This is a genomic window from Streptomyces viridosporus (assembly GCF_002078235.1).
Lineage (GTDB): Bacteria > Actinomycetota > Actinomycetes > Streptomycetales > Streptomycetaceae > Streptomyces > Streptomyces viridosporus.
Genome location: NZ_MSGP01000340.1, coordinates 1 through 18,764, shown reverse-complemented (window position 1 = coordinate 18,764; position 18,764 = coordinate 1). Strand labels below are relative to the sequence as shown.

The window sequence follows — 18,764 nt, the reverse complement described above, 5'->3', positions numbered from 1 at the left end:
CACCCGAGGTCATCGATGACTGAGCGTCAGAAGGACCGGCCGTGGCTCATGCGCACGTACGCCGGTCACTCCACGGCCGAGGCGTCCAACGAGCTGTACCGGCGCAACCTCGCCAAGGGCCAGACCGGTCTGTCGGTCGCGTTCGACCTGCCGACCCAGACCGGGTACGACCCGGACCACGTCCTCGCCCGCGGCGAGGTCGGCCGGGTCGGGGTGCCGGTGGCCCACCTCGGTGACATGCGCCGGCTGTTCCAGGACATCCCCCTGGAGCAGATGAACACCTCGATGACGATCAACGCCACCGCCATGTGGCTGCTGGCGCTCTACCAGGTCGTCGCCGAGGAGCAGGGCGCGGACATCACCAAGCTCCAGGGCACGACCCAGAACGACATCGTCAAGGAGTACCTCTCCCGGGGCACCCACGTGTTCCCGCCGGGGCCGTCGCTCCGCCTGACGACGGACATGATCGCGTACACGGTCACCCACATCCCGAAGTGGAACCCGATCAACATCTGCAGCTACCACCTGCAGGAGGCCGGGGCCACGCCGGTGCAGGAGATCGCGTACGCGATGTCCACCGCGATCGCCGTGCTCGACGCCGTGCGCGACGGCGGCCAGGTGCCGCAGGAGCGCATGGGCGACGTGGTCGGCCGCATCTCCTTCTTCGTGAACGCGGGCGTCCGCTTCGTCGAGGAGATGTGCAAGATGCGGGCGTTCGGCCGCATCTGGGACCGGATCACGCACGAGCGGTACGGCATCGAGAACCCCAAGCACCGCCGCTTCCGCTACGGCGTCCAGGTGAACTCCCTCGGGCTGACCGAGGCGCAGCCGGAGAACAACGTCCAGCGGATCGTCCTGGAGATGCTGGCCGTGACCCTCTCCAAGGACGCACGCGCGCGTGCCGTGCAGCTGCCGGCCTGGAACGAGGCCCTGGGCCTGCCCCGCCCCTGGGACCAGCAGTGGTCGCTGCGCATCCAGCAGGTCCTGGCGTACGAGAGCGACCTGCTGGAGTACGACGACATCTTCGAGGGATCGAAGGTGATCGAGACGAAGGTGGAGCAACTGGTCGCGGACTCGCTCGCGGAGATCGAGCGGATCCAGGAGATGGGCGGCGCGATGGCGGCCGTCGAGTCCGGCTACCTCAAGTCGCAGCTGGTCTCCTCGCACGCCGAACGCCGGGCCCGGATCGAGTCCGGCGAGGAGAAGATCATCGGTGTCAACGCCTTCGAGGGCACCGAGCCGAACCCGCTGACCGCCGACCTGGACACCGCGATCCAGACGGTCGACCCGGCGGTGGAGGCCCGCGTCATCGCCGCGCTGCAGAACTGGCGCGACACCCGCTACCAGCCGCCCTTCAACCACCCGCGCCCCTGCAAGGCGCTGGAGAAGCTGAAGGAGGCCGCGCGCGGCACCGACAACCTCATGGAGGCCACCCTGGAGTGCGCCCGCGCCGGCGTCACGACCGGCGAGTGGGCCGGGGCGCTGCGCGAGGTGTTCGGCGAGTTCCGGGCACCGACCGGTGTCTCCTCCGCCCCGGTGGCGGTCGCCGCCGAGAAGGGCTCGGCCCTGGCCGAGGTGCGCCGCAAGGTGGACCTGACGGCCGAGGAGCTGGGCGTGGGCAAGCTGCGCTTCCTGGTCGGCAAGCCGGGCCTGGACGGGCACTCCAACGGTGCCGAGCAGATCGCCGTGCGGGCCCGCGACGCCGGGTTCGAGGTGGTCTACCAGGGCATCCGGCTCACCCCGGAGCAGATCGTGGACGCGGCCGTCGCCGAGGACGTGCACGCGGTGGGCCTGTCCATCCTCTCCGGCTCGCACGCCCAGCTGGTGCCGGACGTCCTCGAACGGCTCCGTGTGGCCGGTGCCACAGATATACCGGTGATCGCCGGTGGCATCATCCCCAGCGGTGATGCCGAACTGCTGCGGGCCGCCGGAGTGGCCGCGGTCTTCACCCCGAAGGACTTCGACATCACCGGGATCATCGGCCGCATCGTCGACGAGATCCGCAACGCGAACAAGCTCGACCCCCTGGAGGTCCCCGCATGACTACGGTCAACCGCCTTCGCCCCCGGCGCTCCTGCCTGGCGGTACCGGGCTCGAACCCGCGCTTCCTGGAGAAGGCCCAGGGCCTCCCCGCGGACCAGGTCTTCCTCGACCTGGAGGACGCCTGCGCGCCGCTCGCCAAGCCCGAGGCGCGGCACACCATCGTGAAGTTCCTCAACGAGGGCGACTGGACCGGCAAGACCCGCGTCGTGCGCGTCAACGACTGGACGACCGAGTGGACGTACCGGGACGTCGTGACGGTCGTCGAGGGCGCCGGCCAGAACCTCGACTGCATCATGCTGCCGAAGGTCCAGACGGCCCAGCAGGTCGTCGCCCTGGACCTCCTGCTGACCCAGATCGAGAAGACCATGGGCTTCGAGGTCGGCAGGATCGGCATCGAGGCGCAGATCGAGAACGCGCAGGGCCTGAACAACGTCAACGAGATCGCGCAGGCCTCCCCGCGCGTCGAGACGATCATCTTCGGCCCGGCCGACTTCATGGCGTCCATCAACATGAAGTCGCTGGTCGTGGGTGAGCAGCCGCCCGGCTACCCGGCGGACGCCTACCACTACATCCTGATGAAGATCCTGATGGCCGCCCGCGCCAACAACCTCCAGGCGATCGACGGCCCCTACCTCCAGATCCGCAACGTCGAGGGCTACCGCGAGGTCGCGCAGCGCGCCGCGGCGCTCGGCTTCGACGGCAAGTGGGTGCTGCACCCGGGTCAGGTCGAGGCGTCCAACGAGATCTTCTCGCCCTCGCAGGAGGACTACGACCACGCCGAGCTGATCCTGGACGCGTACGACTACTACACGTCCGAGGCGGGCGGCAAGAAGGGCTCCGCGATGCTCGGCGACGAGATGATCGACGAGGCCAGCCGGAAGATGGCCCTGGTCATCTCGGGCAAGGGACGCGCCGCCGGCATGCGGCGCACCAGCACGTTCGAGATCCCGGAGGCGTGACGGCCATGCAGTTCGGACGCACCTACGAGGAGTTCGAGGTCGGGGCGGTGTACAAGCACTGGCCGGGCAAGACGGTCACCGAGTACGACGACCACCTGTTCTGTCTCCTCACCATGAACCACCACCCGCTCCACATGGACGCGAACTACGCCGAGAGGACGACGGACTTCGGCAGGAACGTGGTGGTCGGCAACTACGTCTACTCCCTCCTGCTGGGCATGTCGGTGCCGGACATCTCCGGCAAGGCGATCGCCAACCTGGAGATCGAGTCGCTCAAGCACGTGGCGCCGACCTTCCACGGCGACACCATCTACGGCCAGACGACCGTGCTCGACAAGTGGCCGTCGAAGTCGAAGAACGACCGCGGCATCGTCCACGTCGAGACCAAGGGCTACAAGCAGGACGGAACCCTGGTCTGCGTGTTCCGCCGCAAGGTGATGGTGCCGACCGAGACGTACATCAAGGAGCGCGGCGGCGAGCAGCCCGGCCGCCCCGAGCCCAGGGAGCAGGAGAAGTAGCCATGGCACGACTCGCCCAGACCGCCGGTCTGACCGACGTCCAGCAGGAGATCCTCTCCACCGTCCGGGACTTCGTGGACAAGGAGATCATCCCGGTCGCGACCGATCTGGAGCACCGCGACGAGTACCCGCAAGCGATCGTCGACGGCCTGAAGGAACTCGGCCTGTTCGGTCTGATGATCCCCGAGGAGTACGGGGGTCTGGGCGAGTCGCTCCTGACCTACGCGTTGTGCGTGGAGGAGATCGCCCGCGGGTGGATGTCGGTGTCCGGCATCATCAACACCCACTTCATCGTCGCGTACATGCTCAAGCAGCACGGCACGCAGGAACAGAAGGACCACTTCCTGCCGAGGATGGCGGCCGGCGACATCCGCGGCGCCTTCTCCATGTCGGAGCCGGGCCTGGGCTCCGACGTGTCGGCCATCACGTCGAAGGCGGTGAAGGACGGCGACGAGTACGTCCTGAACGGCCAGAAGATGTGGCTGACCAACGGCGGCACCTCGTCGCTGGTGGCCGTACTGGTCCGCAGTGACGAGGGTCACCCCGAGGGAACGGCGCCCCACAAGTCGATGACCACCTTCCTGGTGGAGAAGGAGCCCGGGTTCGGCGAGGTCCGTCCCGGCCTCACCATCCCGGGCAAGATCGACAAGATGGGCTACAAGGGCGTCGACACCACCGAGCTCATCATGGACGGCCTGCGCGTTCCGGCCGACCGGGTGCTCGGCGGGGTCACCGGCCGGGGCTTCTACCACATGATGGACGGCGTGGAGGTCGGCCGCGTCAATGTGGCGGCCCGTGGCTGCGGCGTCGCCCAGCGCGCCTTCGAGCTGGGCGTCCGGTACGCCCAGCAGCGTCACACGTTCGGCAAGCCGATCGCCCAGCACCAGGCCATCCAGTTCAAGCTCGCGGAGATGGCTACCAAGGTGGAGGCCGCGCATGCGATGATGGTGAACGCAGCGCGCAAAAAGGACTCCGGCGAACGAAACGACCTCGAAGCGGGGATGGCGAAGTACCTCGCCTCCGAGTACTGCAAGGAGGTCGTGGAGGACTCCTTCCGGATCCACGGCGGCTACGGCTTCTCCAAGGAGTACGAGATCGAGCGCCTCTACCGCGAGGCCCCGATGCTGCTGATCGGTGAGGGCACCGCCGAGATCCAGAAAATGATCATCGGTCGGCGGCTGCTCGAAGAGTATCGATTCCAGGGCTGACTTGTCCGGATACGGGGTGTTTTCTTGCAGAAGATGATCACACCCCGTAGGTACTCTCGTGCCACCGACTCTGCTGCTCGGCTTACCCAGTTGTGGCCGAGAGCCGCTACGATCGCCGGAAAGCCGCCGTCCCCCGTCAGTGCGCGGCATCATCCGCTACGAAGGTCATCCATGCCCGACAGCCAAACCCCTGCATCTCGCGACAGCCTGGCCGGCGTGCGCCTCGCACGCGGAGCATCGCCGTGGCTTCTGCCGACCGTCGCCACCGCAGCCGTCAGCCTTCTGCGCGCCCGCCGCTCGGGTGCGGCGAAGGCCGTCGCCGTCCCCGCCACCGCCCTGGCGGCGGGGATGCTGTGGTTCTTCCGCGACCCCGAGCGCGAGATCGCCCAGGGCCGGGTCATCTCGCCCGCCGACGGTGTGGTGCAGAGCATCATGCCCTGGAAGGACGGCCGCACCCGCGTCGCGATCTTCATGAGCCCGCTCAACGTCCACGTGAACCGGGCCCCGCTGTCCGGCACCGTGACGTCGGTCGAGCACGTCCCCGGTGGCTTCGTTCCCGCCTTCAACAAGGAGAGCGAGAACAACGAGCGCGTCGTGTGGCACTTCGACACCGAGCTCGGCGACATCGAGATGATCCAGATCGCCGGCGCGGTGGCCCGCCGCATCGTCCCCTACGTGCCGCAGGGCACCAAGGTCGAGCAGGGCGAGCGCATCGGTCTGATCCGGTTCGGCTCCCGCGTCGACCTCTACCTGCCCGAGGGCGTGGAGGTCGCGGTCGAGGTCGGCCAGAAGACCGTGGCTGGGGTGACTCGCATTGACCGTGATTGATCCCGAGACACAGACCGGGTGGGTGCCGGAGGCCGACGAGCCGGACGACGAGGAGGAGATGCCGCTCTCGCTCCGCCTGTCGATAGCCGACACCCTCACCCTCGGCAACGCCACCTGCGGCTTCATGGCGGTGTACTTCACCACCACCGGCATCCTGATCCCGCACCTCACGGGCAGCCAGGAGACCGGCATGGCCCGCCACAGCGCGGCCACCGCCGTCATCCTGATGCTGTGCGCGGCGGTCTTCGACCTGTTCGACGGCCTGGTGGCGCGCAAGCTGCGCTCCTCCCCCATGGGCGCCGAGCTGGACAACCTCTCGGACCTGATCAGCTTCGGCCTCGCGCCGGCGTACTTCGTCCTGGTCTACGGCATGGTCGCGGACGACGCGCACCAGCGGGTGGCCGCGGTCGGGGCGATCGTGGTGCTGCTGGCGGTGGTGCTGAGGCTGGCGAGATTCTCCTGCGTCACGGTGAAGGACGGCACCTTCCAGGGCATGCCGTCGCCGTTCGGCGCGCTGACCGTCGTCTCGATCGTGCTGCTGGAGCTGCCGTTCGTGGCGACGCTGCTGGCGGTCCTGGGCACGGCCTGGCTGATGGTGAGCCGGGTGGAGTACCCCAAGCCGCGGGGACGCCTCGCGGTGGCGATGCTCACCTGGATCGTGCTGAGCATGGGGATGCTGGCGGCCTGGGCGTTCGACGCCCCGAGCGGTCAGCTGCTGCTGCAGACCGGTTGCGCGCTGCAGCTGGTGCTGGGCGCGGTGATCCCGCTGTTCGCGACGGCGCGGCGGGTGAACAACTTCCGCGACAACCGGCGGGAGGCGCGGGCGGCGCAGCTGCCGTAGCGCTCCGCGAGGCGAAGGGCCCCGGACCCGGGTGGGTTCGGGGCCCTTCGCCTCGCCGGGGGCCGAGGGGGCCGACGCCCCCGGGCACGGAGGACCGGCGGGCGTCAGCCCAGGAAGTCCCGTGCGATGCGCTCCGCCGTACGCTCCAGGATCGGCCCCGCCCCGGCGATGCACTTCGCCACGTCCGGCTCCAGATCGGTCAGCGCGTACGCGCGCCGGATCCCCGCCCGGTCCAGCGTCTCCGGGGACAGCGCGAGCCGCCCGCACACCGCGACGACCTCCTTGCCCGCCGCCCGGGCGGCGGCGGCGACGCCCGCCGGTGCCTTGCCGTGCAGGGTCTGCCGGTCCAGGGACCCCTCGCCGGTGACGACGAGATCGGCCCGCTCGAGCGCGGGCGCGAAGCCGAGCACCTCCAGCATGACCTCGATCCCGGGCCGGAAGGCGGCCCCCAGCAGCAGCGCGCCGTAGCCGATGCCGCCCGCCGCGCCCGCCCCCGGCGAGGCGGCGTACGCGGTGGCCCGCGGGCCGATGGACCCCTCCAGCACCTTCGCGAAGTGCGCGAGGGCCGCGTCCAGCCGCTCCACCTCCTCGGGGGAGGCGCCCTTCTGCGGGCCGTAGACCGCCGGGGCGCCCTGGGGGCCGGTCAGCGGGTTGTCGACGTCGCTCGCGAGGATCAGCTCGACCTCGCCGAGACGCGGGTCGAGACCGGACAGGTCGGCCGAGGCCAGCTCGGCGAGCCCGCCGCCGCCCGGCGCCACCGGCTCGCCGTCGGCCTTCAGGAACCGGGCGCCCAGCGCCGCCAGCATGCCCGCGCCGCCGTCGGTGGTGGCACTGCCGCCGACACCGAAGACGAGGGTGCGCGCCCCCGCGTCCAGCGCGGCCCGCAGCAGTTCGCCGGAGCCGTACGTGGACGCCGTGAGCGGCGCGAAGACGCCGGCCGGCAACCGCTGCAGCCCGCTGGCCTCCGCCATCTCCACGACGGCGGTGTCACCGCGCAGCGCGTACGCCGCCGTCACCTCGTCGCCGAGCGGACCCGCGACCCGTACCTCCCGCCGGGCGAACCCGGCCGCGACCGCGGCGGCCACGGTGCCGTCGCCTCCGTCGGCCACGGGCAGCGCCTCGACCGCCAGGTCCGGCACGACCCGGCGCAGGCCGGCCGTCACCCGCTCGGCGACCTCCACGGCCGTCAGCGACCCCTTGAACTTGTCCGCGGCGACGAGCACCCGCCGTGCCGACCGCGTGGTACGAGTGCCGCTTCCTGCAGCGTCCGCCACTTGCCTTCCCCTCGTTCTCCGGGCCTCGCGCACATGTCAAGGCCAGTCGCGCCGCTGCGACCCTAACCGGCGGGCGCCGTCACCGCCATGCCCCGCCCGGCCCGTGGAACGGCCGCGACCGCGGTGCGGGGACGCGCGGTGGCGCCGGGATTCGGGTAGACCGTTCCCATGACCGCTGTGGGCACGGAGTCAGGGCTGGCCGACCGCATCCTCGGGGGCTGGCTGGGCCGGATCGCGGGCAACATGCTCGGCAAGCCGGTGGAGCAGGGCGAGGTGTGGACCCGCGAGCGCATCGACCGCTACCTGCGGCGGGCGAACGCCCTCCCCCTCACCGACTACCTCCCCGAGCCGCCGAGCGAGAGCGAGGGCCTCGCGCTGCGCCCGGAGTGGCGTGCCTGTGTGCGGGGCCGCGTCCGCGGCAGCTGCCGCGACGACGACATCGACTACGCGATCCTCGGCCTGCACCTGCTGGAGACCCACGGCTTCGGCTTCAGCACCGAGCAGGTGGGCGACCTGTGGCTGCTGCGGCTGCCGTACCTGCAGACCTTCACGGCGGAGCGGGCGGCGTACCGGAACCTCGCGAACGGCCTCAGACCGCCGCTCACGGCCACGTACGACAACCCGTACCAGGAGTGGATCGGCGCCCTGATCCGGGCCGACATCCACGGCTGGACCTCCCCGGGCGTCCCGCGCCGCGCCGCCTCGCTGGCCCGCAGGGACGCGGTGCTGTCGCACACGGGGAACGGCGTGTACGGAGCGATGTGGGCGGCGGCGCTGGTCTCGGCGGCGTTCACGGCGCCCACGGTGCGCCACGCGGTGGACGAGGCGCTGACGGTGATCCCGGCGAGCAGCCGCCTCGCCCGCACCGTACGCCGGGCGGTCTCCCTGCACGAGGCCGGTCTGTCCTGGGAGGAGACGCTCACGACCCTCGCGCAGGAGACGGCGGGCCTCGGCTGGATCCACACGGTCCCGAACGCCGCCGTCCTGACCGCCGGGCTGCTGTACGGCGACGGCGACTTCACCCGCACCATCGCCCTGACCGTGCGCGGCGGCCTGGACACCGACTCCAACGGGGCGACGGCGGGCTCGGTGGCGGGCGTCCTGTGCGGTGCCGCGGCCGTCCCGGAGCAGTGGAAGGCCCCCTTGGAGGACACGGTGCGCAGCGCGGTCTTCGGCTTCGACGGGGTACGGATCAGCGAGCTGGCGGAACGCACCCTGCGGCTGGCGCGGGCGAACGACTGAAGGCCGTGCCCCCGGCGTGTGCGCCGTCCGGTGTCGGCCACGGGACCGGCGCGTGCTGCCGTGCGCCCCGCGGGGCCGGCGGCCGGCCCCGCGGGGGTGTCCGACCCCGCGGTTACCCTTCCCGCATGACCACCACGCAGGACTCCCAGGACTTCGCCGCCTACCTCGCCTCCCTCCCCCGCATCTTCGCCGGGGCCGCCGCGCTCTTCCGGGACCGAGAGGGACGGGTGCTGCTCGTCGAGCCGAACTACCGGGAGGGGTGGGCACTGCCCGGCGGCACGATCGAGTCGGACGAGGGGGAGAGCCCGCGCGAGGGCGCGCGGCGCGAGACGGCCGAGGAGATCGGGCTGGACCGCGAGCCGGGCCGGCTGCTGGCGGTGGACTGGGTGCGCTGGCCGGGGCAGCCGCCGCTGGTGGCGTACCTGTACGACGGCGGGGTGCTCGGCGAGGACGAGCTCGGGGCGATCCGGCTGCAGGAGTCGGAGCTGCTGTCCTGGCGGCTGGTGCCGCGCGAGGAACTGACCGCGTACCTCCCGGGCTCCCTGGGCCGCCGGGTGCTGGCGGCGCTGGACGTCCTCGCCGAGGGCTCGGGCACCGCGGAGCTGGAGGACGGGTACCGGGTGCACTGACCCGCGCCCGTCCGCCCGTCCCTGTCCGTCCCCCGCCCATATCCGCTCGCCCCACCGGCGCCCGGCCGCCTACCCTCGCCGCATGAGCAAGCCCCTCGTCGCCCTCCTCTCCGGTGCCGGCGTCAGCACCGACTCCGGCATCCCCGACTACCGCGGCCCGAACGGGCTGTGGCGCCGCGACCCCGAGGCCGAGAAGCTCGTGACGTACGAGTACTACATGAGCGACCCGGAGATCCGCCGCCGCTCCTGGCTGATGCGGCGCGGCAACCGCGCGCTCACGGCCGAGCCGAACGCCGCGCACCGTGCCGTGGCCGAGCTGGAGCGGTCCGGGGTGCCGGTGCGGGTGATCACCCAGAACGTGGACGGACTGCACCAGCTCGCCGGGATGCCGGCCCGCAAGGTGCTCGAGCTGCACGGCACGGTGCGGAGCGTGGTGTGCACGCGGTGCCACGCCCGCAGCCCGATGGAGGACGCCCTCGCCCGCGTCGAGGCCGGTGAGGAGGATCCGCCGTGCCGGGACTGCGGCGGCATCCTGAAGTCGGCGACGGTGATGTTCGGCGAGCGGCTGGATCCCGTGGTGCTCGGCGAGGCGCTGGCGATCAGCAAGGCCTGCACCGTCTTCGTCGCCGTCGGCACCAGCCTCCAGGTCCACCCCGCCGCCGGCCTCGCGGACGTCGCCGCCGACCACGGCGCCCGGCTGATCATCGTCAACGCCGAGCCGACGCCGTACGACGACCGCGCCGACGAGGTCATCCGCGAGCCGATCGGCACGGCCCTGCCCGCGCTGCTGCGCCGGCTGGCCGCCGGGACTGCGTCCTGACCCGGCCCTCCCGCAGCCGGCCACGCCCGGACCCACGGGCGTGGTGCCACGAACCGTCCGGGCGCGGCGGGGCACGGCTCCGTCACCGTCGCCCTCGGCGCGGGCTCAGAACAGGGCCGCTCCCCGTTCGAAGTCCAGCAGGCGCTGCTTGCGGTCCAGGCCGCCGCCGTAGCCGGTGAGGCCGCCGCTCGCGCCGATGACGCGGTGGCAGGGGACGATGATGCTGATCGGGTTGCGGCCGTTGGCGAGGCCGACGGCGCGGGAGGCCCGGGGGTTGCCGAGGTCGTCGGCGAGCCGGCCGTAGGAGCGGGTCTCGCCGTAGGGGATGCGGGTCAGCAGGTCCCAGACGCGGCGCTGGAACGGGGTGCCGTGCAGGCGCAGTTCGAGGGTGAACTCCTTCAGCTCGCCCGCGAAGTAGGCCGCCAGCTGTTCCCGTGCCTCGGCGAAGGGGGTGGCGTCGCGGTCGCCGAAGGTCTCCTCCGGGGGACGGTGGCGATGGTCGGTCATGTAGAGGCCGCACAGGACGCCGTCGTCGGCGACGAGCGTCAGCGGGCCGTAGGGGCTGTCGATCACGGTGTGCTGTTTCATCGGCTGGAACTCTCCGTTTCCCTGCGGGTTTCCTCATGCCGGCAGGAAGTTGATCGGGTGGCTGTCCGTCGCCCACAGGTACTGGACCGCGTAGGCCCGCCAGGGCCGCCAGGCCGCGGCGCGGGCGGTGAGCGCGGCCGGGGTGGACGGCAGGCCCAGTCCCCGGGCGGCGCGGCGGATGCCGAGGTCGGTGGGGAGGAAGGCGTCGGGGTCGCCCAGGGCGCGCATGGCGATGACGTCGGCCGTCCAGGGGCCGAAGCCGGGCAGGGCGAGGAGCCGCGCGCGGGCCTGCGCCCAGTCGCTCTCCGCCCCCAGGGGGAGCTCCCCCTCGGCCAGGTGGCGGACCAGGGTGGTGAGGGTCGTGCGGCGGGTGCGGGGCAGGGCCAGGGTCCCGGGGTCCAGGGCGGCCAGTGCCTCGGGGGACGGGAAGAGGTGGGTGAGACCGCCCTCGGGGTCGTCGACCGGTTCGCCGTGCGCGGTGACCAGGCGGGCGGCGTGGGTGCGGGCGGCGGCCGTGGAGACCTGCTGGCCGAGGACGGCCCGTACGGCGAACTCCGCCTCGTCGACCGTGCGCGGGACGCGGCGGCCGGGTGCCTTGTCGACCAGGGGCGCGAGCACCGGGTCGGTGCGCAGCTGGTCGTCGACCGCCACCGGGTCGGCGTCCAGGTCGAGCAGGCGCCGGCAGCGGCTGATGGCGACGGGGAGGTCCCGCAGGTCGCCGAGGGTGAGGCGGCAGGCGATGTGGTCGGGCTGCGGGGCGAGGGCGACGACGCCGTGGCCGTACGGCAGCCGCAGCGTGCGCCGGTAGGCGCCGACGGGGGTGCCGCCCGCGCCCTCCAGGCAGTGGGGGAGCCACTCCTCCACCCCGGGCACGGCGGTCGCGGCGAGGTGGCCGAAGAGGTTGTCGGGGTTGAGCGGGGCGCGGAACGGCAGCCGCAGCGACAGCGCGCCGGGGGTGGGGCGGGCGGCGTTCCTCGGCGCCCGGGCGCGCAGGTCGCTCGGGGAGAGGGCGAAGACCTCGCGCACCGTGTCGTTGAAGGTGCGGATGGAGGAGAAGCCGGCCGCGAAGGCGACCTGCGCCATGGGGAGCGCCGTCGTCTCGATGAGCAGGCGTGCGGTCTGGGCGCGCTGGGCGCGGGCGAGCGCGAGGGGGCCCGCGCCCAGTTCGGCGAGCAGCTGGCGTTCGATCTGCCGGGTGCTGTAGCCGAGCCGGGCGGCGAGGCCGGGTACGCCCTCGCGGTCCACCACCCCGTCGGCGATCAGCCGCATGGCGCGGGCCACCAGGTCGGCGCGCCGGTTCCACTCCGGCGATCCGGGGCTGGTGTCGGGGCGGCAGCGCTTGCAGGCCCGGAACCCGGCCTGCTGGCAGGCCGCCGCGCTCGGGTGGAAGACCATGTTCTCCGGCTTCGGCGGCACCACCGGACAGCTGGGCCGGCAGTAGATGCCGGTGGTCAGGACCGCGGTGAAGAACCAGCCGTCGAACCGCGCGTCCTTGGACTGCACGGCGCGCACGCAGCGCTCCGTGTCGGTGTGCATCCCCTTCTGCATGCCTCAAGGATCGGGCACGGGCCGTGCCCGGTCCGGCGAGAATCCGACATCGACCTCATCTGTGCTGCGGCTGCCCGGATCGCCAGGCCGACTCGCGCAGCAGCCGCAGTCCGTTCAGGCCGACCAGGACGGTCGAGCCCTCGTGGCCGGCGACGCCGAGCGGGAGCGGGAGGTGGCCGAGGAGGTCCCACAGGACGAGGCCGGTGATGGCCGTGCCCGCGATGACGAGGTTCTGCAGCACCAGCCGGCGGGCGGTGCGGGACAGCCGTACGACCGCGGGCACGGCCGCGAGCTCGTCGCGCACGACGACCGCGTCCGCCGTCTCCAGGGCCAGGTCGGAGCCCGCGCGGCCCATGGCGATGCCGGCGTGGGCGGCGGCGAGGGCGGGCGCGTCGTTGACGCCGTCGCCGACGAACAGCACCTTGCGGCCGGCCGCCTGGAGGCCGCGTACGGCGTTCACCTTGTCCTCGGGCAGGAGGCCGGCGCGGATGTCCGTGAGACCGGTCGCGCTGGCCACGCGGGCGGCGGTGTGCGCGTTGTCGCCGGTGAGGAGGGCGGGCGCGGTGCCGGTGAGGGAGGTCAGGGCGGAGGCGGCCGCGGGGGCGTCGTGGCGGAGGCGGTCGGTCAGGGTGAGGGTGCCCACGGGGGCGCCGTCACGGGTGACGCGGACGACGGTCCCGCCGTCGGCCGCCTCCGCCGCCTCCGCGCGCCCGACGGTCACCACGGCGCCCTCCACCGTGGCGGTGACGCCGCGGCCGGGCGCGGCGGTGAAGTCCGTGACCGGGGCGAGGGGCAGGCCGCGGGCGTGGGCCGCGGCCACCACGGCCCGGGCCAGCGGGTGCTCGCTGGGGTGCTCGGCCGCGGCGGCCAGGGCGAGCAGGGCGTCCTCGTCGAGGCCGGAGTCGGGCAGCGGGCGCACGGCCGTCACCTCGGGGGTGCCCTCGGTGAGGGTGCCGGTCTTGTCGAGGGCCGCCGCGTCGATCTCCCCGAGGCGTTCCATCGCGACGGCCGACTTGACCAGGACGCCGTGGCGGCCGGCGTTGGCGATGGCGGACAGCAGGGGCGGCATGGTGGCGAGGACGACCGCGCACGGCGAGGCGACGATCATGAAGGTCATCGCCCGCAGCAGGGCGTCCGTGAGGTCCTCGCCGAAGGCGAGGGGGACGCCGAACACGGCGAGGGTGGCCGCGACCACGCCGACCGCGTACCGCTGCTCGATCTTCTCGATGAAGAGCTGGGTCGGCGCCTTGGTGCGGGAGGCCTCCTCGACCAGGGCCACGATGCGGGCGATCACCGAGTCGCCCGGGTCGCGCTCGACCCGGACGCGCAGGGCGCCGGTGCCGTTGAGGGTGCCGGCGAAGACCTCGTCGCCGGGGCGCTTGACGACCGGCAGGGACTCACCGGTGATGGTGGCCTGGTCGGCCTCGCTGACGCCGTCCAGGACGGTGCCGTCGCCGCCGATGCGCTCGCCCGGGCGGACCAGCAGGACGTCACCGACGGCGAGTTCGGCGACGGGCACGGTCTCCTCGCCGCTGCCGGTCAGCCGGGTCGCCGTGGTGGGCGCGAGGTCGAGCAGGCCGCGCACGGAATCGGCGGTGCGGGCGGTGGCCAGGGCCTCCAGCGCGCCCGAGGTCGCGAAGATGACGATGAGCAGGGCGCCGTCGAAAACCTGCCCGATCGCGGCGGCGCCCAGCGCGGCGACGACCATCAGCAGGTCGACGTCGAGGGTCTTCTCGCGCAGCGCGCGGAGTCCTTCGAGGGCCGGTTCCCAGCCGCCGGCCGCGTAGGCGACGGCATACGGGATCGCGGCGGCCCAGAGCGGCGCACCGCCGAGGTCCGCGGCGAGCCCGACCAGGAAGGCCACGAGTGCGACGAGCGCCCACCGCGCTTCGGGCAGGGCGAGGAGACGGGTGCGGCGGCGCGCCGTGGGAACACCGGCGGACGCCGTGGACGAGGGAGCGAGAGTCACGGACACCCGGTCACCCTACAGGAACACATGAAGAGTCATTCATTCGTTCATATGTGATGAGTAGGATGTCCCCATGGGTCATGGAGCCGTCATTCCCGCGCAGGACGACGCCGAGCGCGTGCGCCTGGACGCGGACAACGTCGCCAAGGTCGCCACCACCCTCCAGGCCCTGTCCACGCCCTCACGCCTGCTGATCCTCGCCCGGCTGCGCGAAGGCCCGCTGCCGGCCACGGAGTTGGCGGCGGAGGTGGGCATGGAGCAGTCGGCCTGTTCGCACCAGTTGCGCCTGCTGCGCAATCTGGGCCTGGTGGTGGGCGAACGCCGGGGCCGCTCCGTCGTGTACGCGCTCCACGACCACCACGTCGCCGAACTGCTCGACCAGGCCGTCTACCACGTGGAGCACCTGCGGCTGGGGATCAGCGACGCCGCCGGGTGAGGACCCGGCGGCGCCGTCGGCGGACCGCTTCGCTCACTCCTTCGCCGTGGGCCGCCGGGAGAGCTCCGTCGCCGTGCGGACGTCGGTCAGCGGACGCAGCCGGTACGTGTAGGCGTACGCGCGGTCGGCGAACAGCTTGAACTCGTCGTGGGTGTGGGCGCCCCAGCTGTCGTCGCCGCCCACGCCCATCTGCCGGTGGTTCACCCGCAGCACGACCTCGTCCCGCGGGGTGAGCTGGTAGTCGTGGCGGGCCCCGCAGGACAGGTCCTCGGGGGTGAAGCGGGAGGCGTTGACCTCCAGCAGGGGTTCGCCGGAGACGAGCAGGCCGCGCCCGCCGCCGTCGGTGAGGGCCGCCCAGCGCACGTCGGTCCTGTTGCCGTTCTCCTGCGGGCGCAGGTAGCCGCTCCACTGGCCGGAGACGGTGCCGGAGTACAGGCCGACGTCGGTGCCGCTGTTGCGGTCCCAGTGGTTCTCCTCGGGGCCCCGGCCGTAGTAGTGCAGCCGGTCCAGGCGGCGCGGCAGGAACAGCAGCGCGCCGACCTCCGGGATGTACGGCAGGTTCGCGGCGCCCAGGCGCAGGGTGTGGTCGACCCTGATCTCGCCGTTGCCGAACACCGTGTACGTGGTGGTGTACGCCGACTCCACCGTGGTGGGCAGCGTGCCGCTCACCTCGATCTCGACGGCCCGGTCGCCCAGGGGCCGCACGGCGACGTCCGTCACCTCGCGCCGGGCGCCGGCGTCGCGCCAGGTCTGGTTGCGGGTGTGGTGGCCGTTGCCCCGGTCGTTGTCGGTGGGCGCCCGCCAGAAGTTCGGCACCGGGCCGGAGGTGATCAGGCGCAGGCCGGCCGCCTCGTAGGAGGTGATGGTGCCGGCGGCCCGGTCGACGGTGACGGAGAAGCCCTTCCCCCTCACGGTCACGGCCTTCTCGCCGTCGTCGTGGCGCAGGGCCGGGACGTCTCCCAGGGGGACGGGGGTCACCGGCGGGCTGCCCGCGTCGACGGGGAGCTGCTGCGCGGCCACCTCGAAGCCGGCGTCGGCCCACCGCGTGCGCTCGCGGGTGGTGAAGGAGAGACGGAGGAAGTACTCGGTGCCGGGCGCCGGGTTCCGGGGCGGTTCCACGGGGACGGTGAGGTCCTTGGCGGACGAGGGGGGCACGTCCATCTGGTCGCGGGTCAGCTTCCCGCGCCGGACCGTCTTTCCGTCGGCGATCAGGGACCAGTGGCCGTCGAACTCGCGGAGGTTGGTGAACAGGTACTCGTTGGTGAGGGTGAGGCGTCCCGAGGTGAGCGGGCCGCCGGACGGCGGCGCGGCGTGGACGGCCTGGTGGATCCGCTTGACCTCCGCGGCCTTGCCGGTGTGGCCGCGGTCGGCGGTGACGATGCCGTCCCCGGAGAAGGCGCCGTCGTTGGGGTTGTCGCCCCAGTCGCCGCCGTAGGCGAGGAACGTCCGCTCCCCGGACCGCTCCTCGGTGACCTCCACGTCGGCCGCGTCGAACCAGAACCGCACTCCGTCGTCGCCCGGACCGCGGTCCGCCGCGGCCAGTTCGGCGGCGCCGAGCGCACGCGCGTACACCCGCGCCCGCCGGACGGTGCCGCTGAACTCCCGCGTCGGGTTGTCGACGTCGGTGGCGAGCGCCAGGGGCGCGGTGGTGGCGTCGGGGCGGCGCGTGGTGGTCCGGGTGGCCCGCACCGCGCCGTCCACGTGGAGGGTGAGGGTGCCCGCCTCGGCGTCGAAGACACCGGCGACGTGGTGCTCGCGCCCGGTCCAGTCGCCCGGCAGCTCCCAGGCGGCCGAGATCCACTGGCCGCCGCCGTGGATGAAGAACTCCAGTCTCCCGTCGGTCTGTTTGAGGGCGTACTGGGTGTCCCCCTTGGCGATGACCGGCTGGTGGTGGCCCGTCACGTCCGGGGTGATCCACGCCTCCAGGGTCAGCGACCCGGTGAGGTCCAGGCGCGGGTCGCGGGCGAAGACGGTGCCGCCCGACACGCCCCGGTCGCGGGTGAAGGTGCCGCTGGGGTTGACGATCTCGCCGCGCAGGGCGGCGGGGCCGGACTCGGTGAACAGCGTGCGGGCGGGCGCGGGCCACCGCAGGGCCTGGTCGGCGAAGTCCCAGATCCAGCCGCCCTGGAGCACGTCGTGGCGGCGTACGACGTCCCAGTACTTCTTGAAGTTGCCGCATGAGTTCCCCATCCCGTGGGAGTACTCGATCATCACGTACGGGCGGGTGTCGGCGGTGTCCTTCGCCCTCGCCTCGACGCGGGAGGGGCTCTCGTACATCCTCGAGCGGATGTCGCTGGTCCCGGGGCGGTCGTCGCCCTCGTACTGGATGACGCGGGTGGGGTCGTAGGAGCGGATCCAGTCGTGCATGGCGGTGAAGGTGCTGCCGCCGCCGGCCTCGTTGCCCAGCGACCAGATCACCACCGAGGGGTGGTTCTTGTCGCGGTGGACCATGTTCTGCGCGCGGGCCACGCACGCCTCGGTCCAGTCGGCGTGGTCGCCGGGGTACTCGTCGCGGATGCCGTGGGTCTCGAGGTTGGTCTCGTCCACGAGGTAGAGGCCGTACTCGTCGGCGAGCTCCAGCCAGAGCGGGTTGTTGGGGTAGTGCGAGGTGCGGACGGTGTTCATGTTCAGCCGCTTGATGATGCCGATGTCCTTCACCATGTCCGCGCGGGTGAGGGCCGTGCCGCGGTCCGGGTGCATCTCGTGGCGGTTGGTGCCGCGGAAGGAGACGGGCCTGCCGTTGATGCGCATCAGCCCGTCCCGGAGCGCGAACTCGCGCAGGCCGACCCGGTGGGAGAGGGTCTCGGTCACCCTGCCGGACGGGTCGCGCAGCCGGAGCACGGCGGTGTAGAGGTACGGGTGCTCCGCCGACCAGAGCCTCGGCTCGGGCACGGCCCGGGACGCCTCGACGGTCACGTCCTGCCCCGCCGGTACGGAGTCCAGGTCGGCGGTCCGCTCGAGCGGACGGGACCAGACGGCGTGGCCGCGGGCGTCGTACAGCTGGACCTCGACGGAGTACCGCCCGCCGGCGCCGCCGGAGTAGTCGCGCACGGCGGCCGTGACCTCGAGGCCGGCCGAGGTGTGGTCGTCGCCCAGCGGGGTGTCCAGCTTGAAGTCGCGCAGGTGCACGGCCGGGGTGGAGTACAGGTACACCGAGCGGAAGATGCCGCTCAGCCGGATCATGTCCTGGTCCTCCAGCCAGTCGCCGTCGGAGTAGCGGTAGACCTCCACGGCGATCAGGTTGGTGCCGGGCTTCAGCCGCTCGGTGATGTCGTACTCGGCGGGGGTGTAGGAGTCCTCGTGGTAGCCCACGAGCGTGCCGTTGATCCACACGTAGTGGGCGGACTTGACGCCCTCGAAGTGCAGGAAGACGCGCCGCCCGGTCCAGTCGCGGGGCACGGTGAAGGTGCGCCGGTACTGGCCGACGGGGTTGTGGCGGGTCGGTGCGGCCGGCGGCTGCACGTCCTCGCCGCGTCCGTTGGGGCCCCACCAGGGGTAGGTGATGTTGACGTAGATCGGGGCGTCGTACCCGTGGAGCTGCCAGCAGGACGGGACGGGGAGGGTGCCCCAGGAGGAGTCGTCGAGGTCGGTGCGGTGGAAGTCGGGGTCGCGGTCGTCGGGGCGGTCGGCGTGGGCGAACCTCCACCGGCCGTCGAGACCGAGCCGGTACGGCGAGCGGGTGCGGTCGGCGGCCAGCGCCTGCCGCAGGTCCGCGTACGGCATGAGGGTGGTGTGCGGCGGTTCGGTGCCGACCCGGAAGACGGAGATGTCGCCGTTCCACTCCGGGGAGCCGTCCGCGGCGGCGCGCCGGGCGGTGGGCAGCGCCCCCGCCGGGGAGGCGGGGAGGGCGAGGGCGCCGAG

The 18,764-nt window shown here is 72.6% G+C and carries 15 protein-coding genes; 10 read left to right on the top strand and 5 right to left on the bottom strand.

Annotated features, from left to right (window positions below; translation table 11 throughout):
• The first annotated feature begins 15 nt into the window (after positions 1–15).
• The 6 genes from B7L92_RS23655 (at position 16) to pssA (ending at position 6,397) form a co-directional block, all read left to right on the top strand.
• Positions 16–2,043, top strand: a complete 2,028-nt coding sequence (locus B7L92_RS23655) for a protein meaA (RefSeq protein ID WP_081239450.1) — start codon at positions 16–18, stop codon at positions 2,041–2,043.
• Positions 2,040–3,002 carry an HpcH/HpaI aldolase/citrate lyase family protein gene (locus tag B7L92_RS23650; RefSeq protein WP_081239449.1) on the top strand — a complete coding sequence of 321 codons (963 nt, stop codon included), beginning with the start codon at positions 2,040–2,042 and terminating at the stop codon, positions 3,000–3,002. The genes B7L92_RS23655 and B7L92_RS23650 overlap by 4 nt, the downstream gene beginning before the upstream one ends.
• A gap of 5 nt (positions 3,003–3,007) precedes the next feature.
• On the top strand, positions 3,008–3,520 hold the full coding sequence (locus B7L92_RS23645; RefSeq protein WP_081239448.1) for a MaoC family dehydratase: 513 nt from the start codon (positions 3,008–3,010) through the stop codon (positions 3,518–3,520).
• Positions 3,521–3,522: 2 nt separating this feature from the next.
• Positions 3,523–4,728, top strand: coding sequence for an acyl-CoA dehydrogenase family protein (locus tag B7L92_RS23640; RefSeq protein WP_081239447.1), 1,206 nt, complete (start codon positions 3,523–3,525; stop codon positions 4,726–4,728).
• 171 nt (positions 4,729–4,899) lie between these two features.
• The gene (locus B7L92_RS23635) at positions 4,900–5,556 is read left to right on the top strand and encodes a phosphatidylserine decarboxylase (RefSeq protein ID WP_004981122.1); all 657 of its coding nucleotides are present in this window, start codon (positions 4,900–4,902) and stop codon (positions 5,554–5,556) included.
• A gap of 22 nt (positions 5,557–5,578) precedes the next feature.
• On the top strand, positions 5,579–6,397 hold the full coding sequence (gene pssA / locus B7L92_RS23630; protein ID WP_043493871.1) for a CDP-diacylglycerol--serine O-phosphatidyltransferase: 819 nt from the start codon (positions 5,579–5,581) through the stop codon (positions 6,395–6,397).
• A gap of 104 nt (positions 6,398–6,501) precedes the next feature.
• On the opposite strand, the gene B7L92_RS23625 is transcribed toward pssA, so the two are convergent.
• Positions 6,502–7,671, bottom strand: a complete 1,170-nt coding sequence (locus tag B7L92_RS23625; RefSeq protein ID WP_081239446.1) for a glycerate kinase — start codon at positions 7,669–7,671, stop codon at positions 6,502–6,504.
• 168 nt (positions 7,672–7,839) lie between these two features.
• Here B7L92_RS23625 and B7L92_RS23620 point away from each other — a divergent pair, with 168 nt between their 5' ends.
• The 3 genes from B7L92_RS23620 (at position 7,840) to B7L92_RS23610 (ending at position 10,362) form a co-directional block, all read left to right on the top strand.
• On the top strand, positions 7,840–8,913 hold the full coding sequence (locus B7L92_RS23620) for an ADP-ribosylglycohydrolase family protein (RefSeq protein ID WP_081239445.1): 1,074 nt from the start codon (positions 7,840–7,842) through the stop codon (positions 8,911–8,913).
• Positions 8,914–9,038: 125 nt separating this feature from the next.
• Positions 9,039–9,542, top strand: a complete 504-nt coding sequence (locus B7L92_RS23615) for an NUDIX domain-containing protein (RefSeq protein WP_081239444.1) — start codon at positions 9,039–9,041, stop codon at positions 9,540–9,542.
• Between the two features lie 82 nt (positions 9,543–9,624).
• The gene (locus tag B7L92_RS23610) at positions 9,625–10,362 is read left to right on the top strand and encodes an SIR2 family NAD-dependent protein deacylase (protein ID WP_081239443.1); all 738 of its coding nucleotides are present in this window, start codon (positions 9,625–9,627) and stop codon (positions 10,360–10,362) included.
• Positions 10,363–10,467: 105 nt separating this feature from the next.
• Here B7L92_RS23610 and B7L92_RS23605 read toward each other — a convergent pair whose 3' ends face one another.
• The 3 genes from B7L92_RS23605 to B7L92_RS23595 are packed head-to-tail and all read right to left on the bottom strand — an operon-like array spanning position 10,468 to position 14,473.
• Positions 10,468–10,950 (bottom strand): methylated-DNA--[protein]-cysteine S-methyltransferase, encoded by a 483-nt coding sequence (locus B7L92_RS23605; protein ID WP_016823879.1) that lies wholly within the window; start codon positions 10,948–10,950, stop codon positions 10,468–10,470.
• A gap of 33 nt (positions 10,951–10,983) precedes the next feature.
• Complete coding sequence (locus tag B7L92_RS23600) at positions 10,984–12,498, bottom strand: AlkA N-terminal domain-containing protein (protein ID WP_304364709.1); 1,515 nt, start codon at positions 12,496–12,498, stop codon at positions 10,984–10,986.
• A 55-nt stretch (positions 12,499–12,553) separates the two neighbouring features.
• Positions 12,554–14,473 (bottom strand): heavy metal translocating P-type ATPase, encoded by a 1,920-nt coding sequence (locus tag B7L92_RS23595; protein ID WP_081239442.1) that lies wholly within the window; start codon positions 14,471–14,473, stop codon positions 12,554–12,556.
• A 67-nt stretch (positions 14,474–14,540) separates the two neighbouring features.
• On the opposite strand from B7L92_RS23595, the gene B7L92_RS23590 reads away from it, so the two are divergent.
• Positions 14,541–14,903, top strand: a complete 363-nt coding sequence (locus B7L92_RS23590; protein ID WP_004981142.1) for an ArsR/SmtB family transcription factor — start codon at positions 14,541–14,543, stop codon at positions 14,901–14,903.
• 33 nt (positions 14,904–14,936) lie between these two features.
• On the opposite strand, the gene B7L92_RS23585 is transcribed toward B7L92_RS23590, so the two are convergent.
• The coding region (locus B7L92_RS23585) for a glycoside hydrolase family 2 TIM barrel-domain containing protein (RefSeq protein WP_255311105.1) at positions 14,937–18,764 on the bottom strand (3,828 nt) is incomplete at its 5' end.

What these genes read in the sequence shown, in the direction of transcription:
- B7L92_RS23655 (WP_081239450.1), top strand. Translation starts at nt 16, where the DNA reads ATGACTGAGCGTCAGAAGGACCGGCCGTGGCTCATGCGCACGTACGCC.
- B7L92_RS23650 (WP_081239449.1), top strand. Translation starts at nt 2,040, where the DNA reads ATGACTACGGTCAACCGCCTTCGCCCCCGGCGCTCCTGCCTGGCGGTA.
- B7L92_RS23645 (WP_081239448.1), top strand. Translation starts at nt 3,008, where the DNA reads ATGCAGTTCGGACGCACCTACGAGGAGTTCGAGGTCGGGGCGGTGTAC.
- B7L92_RS23640 (WP_081239447.1), top strand. Translation starts at nt 3,523, where the DNA reads ATGGCACGACTCGCCCAGACCGCCGGTCTGACCGACGTCCAGCAGGAG.
- B7L92_RS23635 (WP_004981122.1), top strand. Translation starts at nt 4,900, where the DNA reads ATGCCCGACAGCCAAACCCCTGCATCTCGCGACAGCCTGGCCGGCGTG.
- B7L92_RS23620 (WP_081239445.1), top strand. Translation starts at nt 7,840, where the DNA reads ATGACCGCTGTGGGCACGGAGTCAGGGCTGGCCGACCGCATCCTCGGG.
- B7L92_RS23615 (WP_081239444.1), top strand. Translation starts at nt 9,039, where the DNA reads ATGACCACCACGCAGGACTCCCAGGACTTCGCCGCCTACCTCGCCTCC.
- B7L92_RS23610 (WP_081239443.1), top strand. Translation starts at nt 9,625, where the DNA reads ATGAGCAAGCCCCTCGTCGCCCTCCTCTCCGGTGCCGGCGTCAGCACC.
- B7L92_RS23605 (WP_016823879.1), bottom strand. Translation starts at nt 10,950, where the DNA reads ATGAAACAGCACACCGTGATCGACAGCCCCTACGGCCCGCTGACGCTC.
- B7L92_RS23600 (WP_304364709.1), bottom strand. Translation starts at nt 12,498, where the DNA reads ATGCAGAAGGGGATGCACACCGACACGGAGCGCTGCGTGCGCGCCGTG.
- B7L92_RS23590 (WP_004981142.1), top strand. Translation starts at nt 14,541, where the DNA reads ATGGGTCATGGAGCCGTCATTCCCGCGCAGGACGACGCCGAGCGCGTG.